The organism is Halomonas sp. I1 (assembly GCF_032334135.1).
GTDB lineage: Bacteria > Pseudomonadota > Gammaproteobacteria > Pseudomonadales > Halomonadaceae > Halomonas.
Genome location: NZ_JAVXUS010000004.1, coordinates 113,257 through 126,095, shown reverse-complemented (window position 1 = coordinate 126,095; position 12,839 = coordinate 113,257). Strand labels below are relative to the sequence as shown.

12 protein-coding genes are annotated in these 12,839 nt (G+C 64.4%); 5 read left to right on the top strand and 7 right to left on the bottom strand.

All coding sequences use genetic code 11. The features are described from left to right. Nucleotides 1–61: 61 nt before the first annotated feature. The 6 genes from RSO41_RS07660 to doeA all read right to left on the bottom strand — a co-directional run bounded on the left by RSO41_RS07660 (nucleotide 62) and on the right by doeA (nucleotide 6,781). A complete protein-coding gene (locus RSO41_RS07660; protein ID WP_315618503.1) occupies nucleotides 62–1,051 on the bottom strand; it encodes a C45 family peptidase in 990 nt (329 codons plus the stop codon). A gap of 59 nt (nucleotides 1,052–1,110) precedes the next feature. Continuing rightward, nucleotides 1,111–2,733, bottom strand: coding sequence for a biotin carboxylase (locus RSO41_RS07655; protein WP_315618502.1), 1,623 nt, complete (start codon nucleotides 2,731–2,733; stop codon nucleotides 1,111–1,113). Between the two features lie 61 nt (nucleotides 2,734–2,794). Further along, nucleotides 2,795–3,664: a carbon-nitrogen hydrolase family protein gene (locus RSO41_RS07650; protein ID WP_315618501.1), complete on the bottom strand. Its 870-nt coding sequence runs from the start codon at nucleotides 3,662–3,664 to the stop codon at nucleotides 2,795–2,797. 371 nt (nucleotides 3,665–4,035) lie between these two features. Beyond that, on the bottom strand, nucleotides 4,036–4,521 hold the full coding sequence (locus RSO41_RS07645) for an Lrp/AsnC family transcriptional regulator (protein WP_315618500.1): 486 nt from the start codon (nucleotides 4,519–4,521) through the stop codon (nucleotides 4,036–4,038). 22 nt (nucleotides 4,522–4,543) lie between these two features. Next, complete coding sequence (gene doeB / locus RSO41_RS07640; protein ID WP_315618499.1) at nucleotides 4,544–5,572, bottom strand: N(2)-acetyl-L-2,4-diaminobutanoate deacetylase DoeB; 1,029 nt, start codon at nucleotides 5,570–5,572, stop codon at nucleotides 4,544–4,546. A gap of 9 nt (nucleotides 5,573–5,581) precedes the next feature. Next, on the bottom strand, nucleotides 5,582–6,781 hold the full coding sequence (doeA, locus tag RSO41_RS07635; RefSeq protein ID WP_315618497.1) for an ectoine hydrolase DoeA: 1,200 nt from the start codon (nucleotides 6,779–6,781) through the stop codon (nucleotides 5,582–5,584). A gap of 206 nt (nucleotides 6,782–6,987) precedes the next feature. Between doeA and RSO41_RS07630 the strand changes: the two genes are divergently transcribed. The 4 genes from RSO41_RS07630 to RSO41_RS07615 all read left to right on the top strand — a co-directional run bounded on the left by RSO41_RS07630 (nucleotide 6,988) and on the right by RSO41_RS07615 (nucleotide 11,373). Beyond that, the gene (locus RSO41_RS07630; RefSeq protein WP_315618495.1) at nucleotides 6,988–8,394 is read left to right on the top strand and encodes a PLP-dependent aminotransferase family protein; all 1,407 of its coding nucleotides are present in this window, start codon (nucleotides 6,988–6,990) and stop codon (nucleotides 8,392–8,394) included. Nucleotides 8,395–8,413: 19 nt separating this feature from the next. Next, nucleotides 8,414–9,337, top strand: coding sequence for a glyoxylate/hydroxypyruvate reductase A (locus tag RSO41_RS07625; protein ID WP_315618581.1), 924 nt, complete (start codon nucleotides 8,414–8,416; stop codon nucleotides 9,335–9,337). A gap of 108 nt (nucleotides 9,338–9,445) precedes the next feature. Continuing rightward, nucleotides 9,446–10,045: a nicotinamidase gene (locus RSO41_RS07620; RefSeq protein WP_315618494.1), complete on the top strand. Its 600-nt coding sequence runs from the start codon at nucleotides 9,446–9,448 to the stop codon at nucleotides 10,043–10,045. Next, nucleotides 10,036–11,373: a nicotinate phosphoribosyltransferase gene (locus tag RSO41_RS07615; RefSeq protein ID WP_315618493.1), complete on the top strand. Its 1,338-nt coding sequence runs from the start codon at nucleotides 10,036–10,038 to the stop codon at nucleotides 11,371–11,373. The genes RSO41_RS07620 and RSO41_RS07615 overlap by 10 nt, the downstream gene beginning before the upstream one ends. Before the next feature lie 14 nt (nucleotides 11,374–11,387). Here RSO41_RS07615 and RSO41_RS07610 read toward each other — a convergent pair whose 3' ends face one another. Next, a complete protein-coding gene (locus RSO41_RS07610; RefSeq protein WP_315618491.1) occupies nucleotides 11,388–11,945 on the bottom strand; it encodes a DJ-1/PfpI family protein in 558 nt (185 codons plus the stop codon). A gap of 176 nt (nucleotides 11,946–12,121) precedes the next feature. Here RSO41_RS07610 and RSO41_RS07605 point away from each other — a divergent pair, with 176 nt between their 5' ends. Continuing rightward, nucleotides 12,122–12,778, top strand: a complete 657-nt coding sequence (locus tag RSO41_RS07605; protein WP_315618489.1) for a hypothetical protein — start codon at nucleotides 12,122–12,124, stop codon at nucleotides 12,776–12,778. Nucleotides 12,779–12,839: the final 61 nt, after the last annotated feature.

Below are 12,839 nucleotides of genomic sequence, written 5' to 3'. Positions count from 1 at the left end.
CCGCTCTTTCGGATGATTTCGCCTTGTCTTGCCGTCGCTCGTGGCTTTTGTAAACACCCTCTCAGCCCGTATAGAGCCCCCGCGCACCATAGCGCACGGTGATACGCTCTTCGGGAAAGTCATCGAACGTCAGGTCCAGACCAAGACCCGGCCAGTGAAATTCGGCTCGGCCGTCGACCGGACGATAGATTGCGGTATAGATGGTGCCCAGACCACGCGCATAGTCATGGCGGAACAGCGGCGGCGCGGCGAAGGCGGACACGAAGCGCGCTTCGCTGGTCGTCTCGTCATCCACCAGGATCGACAGCTGACGCTCGCGAATCAGCGTCTCCGATGCCAGGGCATGGGCGTACCACTCGATTCTCTTCTGATGGTTGGTGGCCACCGGCACACGACGGATGCTGGCACGCTGGTCCGGGGCGATCATCGCCGTCACATAGCGCCCCGCGCTGTCGGCAACGGTGATGTTATAGGCCATGTGGGTCGGCACCCGAGCCAGCACCTCGGCAGCCTGGGGCACGTTGTCACAGAACTCCAGGATATAGCGCAGGATGATCGGCGCCCCGAAGCCATCACCCACCGCCTTGCGTCCACCGAACGCCAGGGAGACCGCCAGACCGGCATCGTTCATGCCATCCAGCACCCCCCACAGGCAGTCAGACATGGCCATCACCCGTCGCTCGTTCCAGTGGCTGTAGAGGATGGTGCCCTCACACAGCTCCGGCGGATAATCATAGTTGCGCGCCAGCAGGGTGGTGGACGACCGGGTCAGCACCGCCTGCGAGCAGCCGGTGATATAGGCCGGCGGCCGATAAAGACTCAGCAGCCGCGAACTGAGGTCTCCGCCACCTGCCAGTTCACACAGGGTCCGATAGGTATCCATCAGCTCGGGCATATGGCGGCGCAGAGCGTTGTAGCAGGCTAGGTAGCCCGGACGCTCACGCTCGCCCTCGCTCAAGTACCACTGCTCGTAAGCCGGCCAGTGGTAGTCGAACAGCGACTTCCACCTTCGCCCGGGCACCTTCTCCCGTACGGTATGAAAGTCCAGCACCTTGGGCGCGCCGTCCCCGAACGACCTTCCCGGGGGCAGATCAGCGTGGTATCTCCCGCTCATAGGATCTTGAAGTTGCCGCCGCCGATGGCATGGCTGACAGCGACTTCCTCCACGACCGGATCCTGGAGCGGCTGGCCGGCGAACTGGCCACGGATGCCATCGATCCAGGCACGGGCTCGTTCGGTGAGCTGGAAGTCATCATCCATCAGTCGCCCACGCGTGATCAGAATCCCCAGATCGGCCCCTTCATAGCGAAAGTCCCCTTCACCGCTGATGCGCAGGAAGAAGGCCTCTCTCTCGTTTTCGGCGGCATGAGGGTGGGAGTCGTAGTGGTCGTAGACGACGCTGCCGTCCTCTTCCATCCGCCACACTCCGGAGGCCGGCGCGGCAGTGAGCAAGTCGACATTTTCGTCGGTATGCTTGATGACCAGTTGGCTCCAGCTGTCGACACTGTCGGGATGCGACCAGCGCTCATTGATCTCGTCGATATCGAGGTCGAAGTCGAGACCCGAGAACTCCAGCAGGTGGAACAGGAACAGCGGAATGTCGGAGTGAGCGAAGGCTGCCACGTTAGTCAGCGAACTCGCCCCGGTGACGCGAGGATTGAGCTCGCCGAGATAGACCTCCTGGGTTGCCATGTCGATCAGGAAGTCGAGCTCGAAGTAGCCATGATAGCCTTCATCGCGCAGCGCCTCGCCGAACCTGAAGGTATATTCCCGCGCCTTGTCGCGCACCGCCTGACTGAAGGCCCCGGAGAACATCTCGTTGCCGCACCACCCCCCCTTGTAGGGCGTCAGCGACTTGAACCCGACCAGTTCGGTCATCAAGGGCCCCACCACGGTCCCGCAACGGGTGGAACAGGCCTCTATGGCCGAGCCGCGGCAGTCGATGCGCTTCATGATCTTGACCTCGGGTTCGGCCTCGATCTCTTCGGCATGCTTGTAGTAGTCGTCCTCGCTGGCGATGAAGAAGGTGGTATGCCCCGAGTCGCCGAAGGCGGTCTGCACCACCAGGTCATCACCAAGCTCGCGGCTGACGTCGCAGAGTTCCTGGTAACTGCCCACCCTGGCCAGCACATTGGGCACGCTGGGAACGCCGGCCTTGTTGCCGATGCGCACCGTCTCGATCTTGTTGTCCATCCGCTGACGCAGTTCGGCCGGCGGGAAGGCAACCTTGAGCCCCAGCTGCTCACAGATCTCCTCGGTATGTTCATCGAACATCAGGAAGGCGGCGATACCGGCGTCATCACCCTGGGCTCGGGATTGGATGAAGTCGATCACTTCCTTGTGTTCGAGCAGGTAGTTGTTGATGTCCTCGATGCCCTCGAAGTCGCGGGGGAATTTCTCGCGGGGTACGAAGACGTTGCGCTGGCGTCGATCGAAGCAGTCGATATAGTTGATATGGCGGAAGTTTCCGACCCAGTCGCCGATTCCCAGCAGATTGAAGTTGGTGGCCGATATGAAATACACCGGTCGCTTGTTGCCGAGGAAATGACGACGGACGTCGGCAATGCTTGTTATTTTGCTCATTGTGGTTGCCCCCTGGTTATCGACGGAAGCCTCGCCCTCCGCCGCTTCGGCAGCGGGGACGAGCCGGTCGGAATCGGTGGCGTCGGCGGTACCGGCGGCCGTGGATGGAGCGAACAGGCGTCGCAAGACATCAAGGATTCCAGCAAACATGGCAAGTCCTCTTTCGGTGGGATCGCATTGCAGAAATGCCCAGGCGCCCGTCCGGGTCGAATCATCCCTCCTCGATATTGGTACGTTGCGGCTTGGCGAGCGGCCCCAGTGAATCCAGGAAGGGGGAGGAGCCACCTTCATTGCGGTATAGCAAGAAATCGACACGGCGGTCACGGAAGCTCTTGAGCGGTTGACCGAGTCCACGCAGGCCAGTCTCGCGCTCGCGACGCACACGACTCAGATCGACCTCGATGGGCATGATCTCTTCACCAGTGCCGGCCTGATGGATGACATCACCCGAGGGCCCCACCACGATGGAGCGGCCGTTGCCGAGAGCGCCGGCGCCGTTGATGTCGAAGAAGTAACATTGGTTGACCGCCGCGTTGGTTCGCGCAATGGCCAGTTCGATGTCGCGGTCGATGGTGTCAGTCATGGTCGGGTGCAGGATCACCTCGGCTCCCATGGACGCCAGAGTGCGGGTCGTTTCCGGGAACCACATGTCATAGCAGATCGACACCCCGAAGCGTCCGACGTTGGGCACGTCGAAGGTGATGAACTCGCTGCCGCTCTCCACGCCGGCCTCGTAGGGACGGAAGGGAAACATCTTGCGGTAGCGAGCCACCACCTGGCCATGGGGGTTGATGACCGACAAGGTGTTGTAGATGCCATCCTCGCATTGCTCGAACATCGAACCGGGAATCAACCAGATCCGGTATTGCTCGGCCAGCTGGCAGAACAGCGCCTCGGCCGGACTGGACAACGGCCGGGCGTGATGTGGTGAGGCCCCCATCGGCATCAACTCGCTGAACAGCACCATCTGCACCTGCGGGAAACGGCCCATCAGGACATCGATGCGGTGGCGCATGGCCTCGGTATTGTCGCCATGATGCAGGGCATGCATCTGGACACCGGCAATCGTGAAGTAGGACATGTCATTCCCTCTGCGTCAGGTGATCTCGAATCACCAGGCCTTGTCCGGAAATTGCCTGCGCTCGACCATACGGCGTTAAGCATCAGCTCAAGCTACTCATTGACACTCGCACTCTCCGCTTGTACACGGATTCTTGCCCTGTGCCCCCGCTGGATGCAGGGAAATGCGCTGGCCCGCCGAGCGCGAGCCCGGGCTCTGGTCTTCGCGCACCGACTTTTCAGACAAGCCACAGGGCTCAGACCCTCGGCCAGCGGCTCTTTTCCCGTCATGCCGGTGGGGTCACCCGTCAATGGCGGGACGTCGCCTCCTCTTCCTTCAGCTTATGCCCATGGGCGGCGAAGCGAATCAACGCAGAAGACACGCCAGACCGGTCACGCTCGACTCGATGCGAAATCGTCCATGGTGAAGCCATCCGCGGGGCGCTTGACGGTCTTGGTGACGATGTAGGTGAAGTAGCGCTCGATGCCGACATCCGAGGTCAGCCAGTCGTCGATCAAGCGCTGGTAGGTGTCGATGGTATCCGCCTCGATCCTGACCAGATAATCGAGGCCGCCGCCGACGGCCACGCACTCGGTCACTTCCGGGGTGTCATGCACCAGGGCCTCGAAGCGGGCGAAGCTTTCGGCGTTGTGAGCCTTGAGTTCGATCTGTACCCAGACGGGAGTGCGCTTGACCAGCACATCGGTATTGAGGCGAGCGCCATAGCCTTCGATGACGCCGGCCTTCTCCAGGCGCCGAACGCGCTCCCAGCATGGGCTGACCGAAAGGTTGATGGCCTCGGCCAGCTTCGACTTGGTGATACGACCGTCCCTGGAAAGGATCTCGAGGATCTTCAGATCATAGCGATCAAGCTTCATGGGGCTACCTGATTGTCCATATTCAGCCGAGCGACTCGACGACCTCGGCGATCACCGCAATGGTATCACCCATGTTGACACTGGCCGGAAAGCGTCGTGCGGCCAGTACACCATCGCGCCCGGCTCGATATTCGATGGGCGCCACGCCGCTGCGGGTCATGTCATAGACCCGGGCGATCACCTGCCCCTGTGTCACCGGCTCGCCCAGCGCCACGGTCAGCTCGAGCAGGCCGGTGTGCTCGCTCTGCACGTAACAGCTGGCATCGGGCATGTCGAGATAGATCTGGGGCTCGGCGGGTGCCTGGAGCTCACCCTCGACCAGACCGTAGTGCACCAGGAAATTGTCGATGCCACGCTCGGTGATGGCCAGGCTCTCGGGCGTCGAGGTCCCCCCGCCGCCAAGCTCGGTGGCCACGAAGATCTTGCCCTGACGCTCCACGGCGGTATCGAACAGCGCCTCGGCGTCGAGCTCGAACATCATGATGGCATAGGGGGCGCCGAAGGCCTTGGCCCCTTCCAGCGCGCGGCGCTGCTGGTCGGCATCATCGAGCACGTGGGAGGCGGCGAACGGGATGATATCCAGCGTCCGGCCGCCAGAGTGCAGGTCGAGCACGACATCGCTCATCGGTACCAGCACCCGGGTAAAATAGTCGGCGATCTTCTCGGTGACGGAGCCATCCGGGTCCCCCGGGAAGCTGCGATTGAGGTTGCCGCCATCCATCGACGACGTACGGCGGCCAACCGTGCAGGCCGGCGTGTTCATCATCGGCACGATGATCACCCGGCCCTGGACGTCCTCCGCGCGCAGTCGGCTGGAAAGCTTCTGCAGAGCGGTGATGCCCTCGTACTCGTCGCCGTGGTTCCCGCCGGTCAGAAGCGCCGTGGGCCCCTCGCCACGCTTGACCACGGTGACGGGGATCATCACCGCGCCCCAGGCCGACTCGTCGTTGGAGATCGGCAGCTTGAGAAAACCGTGCTGGACACCCTCGGCATCGAAGTCGACGGTGGCGGAAATCGGGCTGGGCCGCTGCTGGCCGGGTTGCTTGCTCATGGGGACTCCTTACTTGACGAACAGCTGGCGCGGGAAGTCGGCCAGCGTCTCGCAACCGTTCTCGGTGATCAGAATGCTCTCGGTAATCTCGAGGCCCCAGTCCTCCACCCACAGACCGGGCATGAAATGGAACGTCATCCCCGGTTCGAGGATTGTCTCGTCGGAAGGGCGCAGGCTCATGGTGCGCTCGCCCCAGTCCGGCGGATAACTGATGCCGATGGGGTAGCCGCAACGCGCGCCGCCTCGGTCGAAGCCATACTTGTCCATGGCCGCACCCAGCGCCATGGCGATATCGGCCGTGCGGTTGCCGGGCTTGGCCACTTCCAGGCCATTCTCGATGCCCTCGAGCAGGGCCGACTCGGCACGCACGAACTCGGGGGGCGGACGCCCCAGGTAGACAGTGCGCGACATCGGCGCGTGATAGCGCTTGTAGACGCCGGCGATCTCGAAGAAGGTCCCCTCGCCCTTGCGAAAGGGCGTATCGTCCCAGGTCAGATGGGGTGCCGCCGCATCCTGGCCCGTGGGCAACATCGGCACGATGGCCGGATAGTCACCACCGAATACCCTGCCGTCGGGCGATGTCCAGCCCTCGATACCGACCCGGTAGATCTCCGACACCAGCTTGCTCTTGGGCAGACCCGGCTCGATGACTTCAAGGATGCGCGAGTGCATGCCGGCGACGATCTTGCCGGCAATGCGCATGTAGTCGATCTCCTGGGGCGACTTGATCGCGCGACACCAGTTGACGAGGGAGTTGGCGTCCATGAAGCGCGCATGGGGCAACTCTCTCAGCAGGCATTGATACGCCTTGGCCGAGAAATAGTAGTTGTCCATCTCCATGCCCACGACGCCCTTGTGCCAACCACGGTCGGGCAGGATCGTCTGGGCCAGATAGTCCATGGGATGCATGTCCGGATTCTGGACATAGTGATCCGGGTAGTAAGTGATGTTGTCCGGATCGATCCAGCAGGTGCGCAGCGCCCCGTTGGCGTCCATGCGTCGCCCGTACCAGACCGGTTCGCCCTCGAGGCCGATCAGCACGCACTGATGCACGTAGAACGACCACCCATCATAGCCGGTCAACCACGCCATGTTGGACGGGTCGCTGATGATCAGCACGTCGATACCCCGGCTCGCCATTTCGGTACGCACCTTCCATAGCCGGCCAGCGTATTCCTCGCGAGTGAAGGGTAATGAAACCTGAATCATGAAATCGCTCGCCAAACGATCATGTCACCAATATCCGGCTGCCTCTTGCCCGAGGCACCGGGGCATAGCGCAAACCTGCCGACCGTCACGGGGCCATGTCCATTGTCATGACATTTGTTAACATGTCTCATGACAATTACCGGTCAATATCGCTAGTCTGATACTATCACCACCACTTGGCGGGCGGTCAAAGGCTTTATTGAATCATGACAATTGATCTGACGCCCTATCTTTCCGATACGGGCCCCAAGTACCTCGCCATTGCCCGAGCGTTGTCCGAGGCGATACGTCAGGGCCAGCTGACGCCCGGCACGCGATTGCCGCCGCACCGTCAACTGGCCGACACGCTGGGCGTCAGTGTCCAGACCGTCTCCCGGGCCTACGCCCAGGCCGAGAAGATGGGGCTCGTTCAAGCCCGTACCGGCAGTGGCACCTGGATCAACGCCCTGGACGACACTCGAGAGTCTGCCTATCTGCGCAACCTAGAGCCCCGCCACGAGGATGCGCTGATCGACCTGTCCATCGCCCACCCGGTCTGCCCCCCCGGCCATCACCTGCGCTTTCGCGAGACCCTGGCCCTGCTCGCCGAACAGGCCAGTCCCGAGGTGGTCACCGCCAGTCGTCCAATCGCCGGACTTCCTCATCAGCGGGAAAGGGCCAGCGAATGGCTGTCCCATCGTCTCGGCGTGCCCGGCGAGCCGGATGACCGCATCCTCTGCAATGGCGCGGCCCATGGCCTGCTGTTGGCCATTTCCACGATCGTGCAGCATGGCGACCTGGTACTGACCGAGGCCCTCACCGATCATGGCCTGATTGCCTTGTCCCGCACCCTGGGCTTCCAGTTGAGGGGCGTGGCCCTCGACGACCAGGGCGTATTACCCGAGGCACTGGACATCGCCTGCCGGCGCTTCAAACCCCGCGCGGTCTGCCTCACGCCCACCCAACTCAACCCCACCGGCGCCACCATGGGCGAGGAGCGGAGAGACGCCGTCGCCGAGGTACTGGAACGTCATGGTGTCTGGCTGATCGAGGACGATGTCCACGCCCTGCTCGAGCCCCCCGGCCTGACGCCTCTCACCGCACGCGTGCCGCACCTCGGCTTCCATATCACCAGCTTGACCAAGGCCACGGTGCCGGGGCTGCGGGCCGGCTACCTCAGCGTGCCGCGAGGCCAGTTGCATCACACTCTGCCACGCATGCGTGCCACCACCTGGATGGCCACACCGCTGATCTTCGAGATCGCCGACGCCTGGATCGCCGACGACACCCTGGAGAGCATGGCCAGCGAACAGCGCGAGCTGCTGGCCGAGCGCCAGCGCCTCGCCACGCGCCTGTTGAGCGGCCACGAGCGCACCGCTCGCCCCACCAGCCTGCATGTCTGGCTGGCATTGCCGACCGCCTGGCGTACCGAGGAGCTCCAGCAACAGGCCGAACAGGAGGGTGTCGCCATCACCACTGCCGTCCCCTTCATGGTGGAGCAGACGGCGGCGCCTCGACGGGTTCGCTTGAGCGTCGGCGCCGAGCCGGATATCGAGCGTTTCGAGGAAGGCCTGCAACGCCTCGCCAACTTGCTCGGCGAGGCACCACCCCCCATGATGCAGTTCGTCTACTAGCCACCAGGAGCACGACATGATGCGCGTACTCGTCCACCACGACCGCGCCGACGACTGGCGCGAGGCCCTGGCCCGGCGACTGCCGGATGCCGAGATCCTGACCCGCGAGGCGAGTGCCGAGCAACGCCGCGATGTCGACTACCTGGCCGCCTGGAAGCCCCCGGCGGAGCTGTTCGCCGAACTCGGCCGGCTCAAGGGCATCGTCAACCTGGGTGCCGGTGTCGATGCCCTGCTGAACAACCCCGCCCTGCCTCGCGACGTCCCCATCGTCAAACTGCGCGACGCCGGTATGGCCGGCCCGATCGCCGATTATGTCCGCTACGGCGTGTTTCACTTCCAGCGCGATTTCGACCACTACGCTCGTCAGCAAGCTGCCAACGAATGGCGAGAGCGCCCCATGACAGACAAGACGGACTGGCCGGTCGGCGTGCTCGGGCTCGGTGCCATCGGCGCCAAGGTCGCCACCTCGCTGGCTACCGATGGCTTCCCGGTGCATGGCTGGAGCCGTTCCCCCAGGCAGCTCGACGATGTGACCTGTCACCATGGCAACGAAGGCCTCGATACCCTGCTCGGCCAGGTCCGAAGCCTAGTGTTGCTGCTGCCGGATACCCCCGCCACCCGGCACCTCATCGATACACGAACCCTGGGGCTGATGCCCGAAGGGGCCAGCCTGATCAATCCCGGACGCGGCTCGCTGATCGACGAAACGGCCCTGCTCGATGCCCTGGACACCGGACGGCTGCGCGGTGCCCTGCTCGATACCTTCCCGGTGGAGCCCCTGCCCGCCGACAGCCCGCTGTGGTCACATCCGCGCATTCTGATCACGCCACACATGGCCGGCCCGACGCCTCTGGGCGATGCCGTCGATCAGGTCGCCGACGCCTTGCGCGCCTTCGAGGCCGGCACACCTCAGCCGACCATCGATCCGGATGCCGGCTACTGACGTCATGGCCTACACGAACGCCCCTGCAAGCGATACGCTGATGAATAGCAGGGGCAATCCCGCCCCTGGACAAGTGACACCCACCGGCTCCCGTCAAGGAGGTGCGCGATGTCTCGGATCACACAGTCTCAAGCCACTCGGACCCGGCCTCCCCAGCACTATGAGCGCCACGATGCCTTGCTGGTGGTCGACATGCAGAACGACTTCTGCCCGGGTGGCGCCCTGGCCGTGACCGGTGGCGACGCCCTGGTGCCGGGGATCAACGCCGAGATGGCCGAGGCCCGGCGGGCCGGCGCCCTGATCGTCGCCTCCCGGGACTGGCACCCCGTGGACCATGTCAGCTTCGCCCATCGGGGCGGCCCCTGGCCGGTACACTGCGTGCAGGACACCCCGGGGGCCGCCTTCCACGCCGATCTGGCGTTGCCCGACACGACCATTCGCGTCAGCAAGGCCACCGCCTTCGATCGCGACGCCTACTCGGCCTTCGACGATACCGGCCTCGGTGACTATCTCCGCGAACGCGGGATCGAGCGTGTCACGATCTGCGGCCTGGCACTGGATGTCTGCGTCAAGGCCACGACGCTCGATGCGCTGCGCGAGGGATTCACCACCCGCCTGCTCGACGACTTGAGTGCCGCCGTGGACCCGGAAGGCATCGAGGCCTGCCAGGACACACTCACCGACGCCGGTGCCGAACTATGCCGATGACCGCCCCGCTGACGGTGGAAGACGACGAGCTGGCGCTGCTTACCGACCTCTACCAATTGACCATGACCCAGGCCTATTGGCGCGAGGGCATGGACGATTGGGCGACCTTCAGCCTGTTCTTCCGACGCCTGCCGGCCGAGCGCCGCTTCATGCTCGCCTGCGGCCAGCAACATGCCGCAGAACTCGTCAGTCGGCTACGCTTCGGCGAGCGCGCCATCGCCCGACTGGCCGAGACCGGGCGCTTCGACGACGCCTTCCTCGACTGGCTGACGAACTGGCGCTTCGAAGGCGACATCTGGACCCTGCCGGAGGGCACGCCGGTCTTCGCCGACGAGCCCCTGCTGGAAGTCGATGCCCCCATCGCCCAGGCTCAGCTGCTCGAGAGTCTGCTCATGAACCTGGTGCAACTGGAAACGGTACTGGCCTCCAAGGCGGTACGCCTGGTCATGGCCGCGCGGGGACGTCCGGTGGTCGATTTCGGCCTGCGCCGCATGCATGGCGTAGACGCCGCCGTGCGCGGCGTGCGCGCCTATCGCACCGCCGGACTGGCCGGCACCAGCAACGTCCTCGGCGGCCTGCGCCACGACCTGCCCCTCAACGGCACCATGGCGCACAGTTACATCCTCGCCCACGACAGCGAGCGAGAGGCCTTCCGTGCCTTCGCCCGCCATATGCCGGATACCACCCTGCTGGTGGATACCCACGACACCCTGTCGGGCGTACGCAACGTCATCGGCCTGCTGCGTGACGAGCCCGAGCTGAGCATCGGCGCCATCCGGCTCGACTCGGGCCACCTCGCGGAACTAGCGCGCGACGCACGCCGACTGCTCGACGACGCCGGCCTCGGCGACGTGAAGATCGTCGCCAGCAGCGGTCTGGACGAACACGCCATCGACGCCCTGCTCACTGCCGGCGTGCCGATCGATGCCTTCGGCGTCGGCACCCAGCTGGGTGCCTCGGCCGACGCCCCGGTCATCGATCTCTCCTACAAGCTGGTGGAATACGCTGGCGAGCCACGGGTCAAACACTCGCCGGGCAAGGCCAATCTGCCGGGACGCAAGCAGGTCTATCGCCACGTCGACGATGCCGGACGCTTCACCGGCGACACCATCGCCCGGCGCGACGAGCAACTCGGCCATGGCTCACCGCTGCTGGTACGCAGTGTGTCCCGAGGCCAGCCCGCCCCCGACGGCATGGCGCTGGCGGCGTCCGCTCGGGAGCGAGTCATGGAAGCCCGTGGACGCTTCCCGGAACCCCTGACCCGCCTCGAACCAGGCACCAGCGACTATCCGGTGACGCTCAGCGAGGGGCTCGCCGCCTGGCGTTGAGCCGAACGAGCGACCTACAGGAGCTCGTGGAATCGCGCCAGCCAGGCCGGATGCGCCGGCCAGGCCGGGGCGGTCACCAGCTTGCCGCTGGTGATGGCCTGATCGACCTCGAGCTGGGCATAATCGCCACCGGCCAGGGCAACCTCTGGCGCACAGGCCGGATAGGCCGAGACGCGAAATCCCGACAGTGAGATGGCGGCGGCCAGCAACTGGGCGCCATGACAAATGGCAGCCACGGGCTTGTCATGCTCGAAGAAGTGGCGCACCGTCTCGAGGACGCGCTCGTCCAGGCGCAGATACTCCGGGGCACGACCGCCGGGAACCACCAGGCCATCGTAGTCGGCCGCCGATACCTCGGCGAAGGTGGCATTGAGAACGAAATCATGCCCGGGCTTCTCGGTATAGGTCTGATCGCCTTCGAAGTCGTGGATGGCGGTGCGGATCCGGTCGCCCTCGCGCTTGTCGGGACACACGGCGTCCACCGTATGGCCCATGGCCTGCAAGGCCTGGAAGGGCACCATGATCTCGTAGTCCTCGACGAAATCGCCGGCGATGAGCAGTAAGCTGGCCATGGTATTCACCTCGTCTGCGAGTGGAGAAGGTTGCTGTCGCCAGCATAGGCCATGTCCGGCGAAGCGACGAGCGCCCGGGTGCCGAGGCAAACACATGGCCGCTATTCCCGACCCTCCTCGGGAACCTCACGCCCCTCTTCGGGCTCCCAAGGCCGTCGACACCGGGAGAATCGCTCATGCTCGCCTTGCCGCTATATCGCTCATGGCTACTGCTACTGCTCCTGTTGGTCGCTGGTCCGGCCGTTGCCGATACCGCGCCCCAGCCTTTCAACGCCCGTTACCATCTACAAGTGGCAGGCTGGCCCGATGCCGATATCCAGCATCGGCTGCAACGCACCGCCAGTGGCTGGCAAAGCGAGATGAGCGCCGAACTGCCGGGGATCAGCGGCCATGAGATGGGCCGCTTTCGCCTCGAGGACGACCGGGTTCGCTCGCTCTACTATGCGTCCGGCTACTCGCTGCTGGGCATCCAGCGCTCCTACCGACTCGAGCGTGATGCCCTGGCGGCATGGCCGGACCGCCAGAGCGCCCTTTTCGCCCTGTCCCGACGTGCCATCGACGGAGACTGCGCATCGGCCTGCCGAGTGCATTATCTCGATCATCGAGGACGCGAGGAGCGCCTCGACTACCGGCGGGTCGGCCGCGAGACGCTGGATCTGTCCGCGGGTCGGTTCGACGCGCTGCGCGTGGAAGTCACCGAGCCGGACGAACCGGACCGCCGCCTGGTTTTCGACTTCCTCCCCCGGATGCCAGGACTGCTGCTGTCCATGGCCTACTACCGCGACGGCGAGCGCCGCAGCCACCTGACGCTTACCCGCCTGGACGCCCCCTGACCCGCGGCCTTCCGCCAGGTAACGAAAACGCCTAGAGTGGTGGTTTTTTTTGGCGCACCGC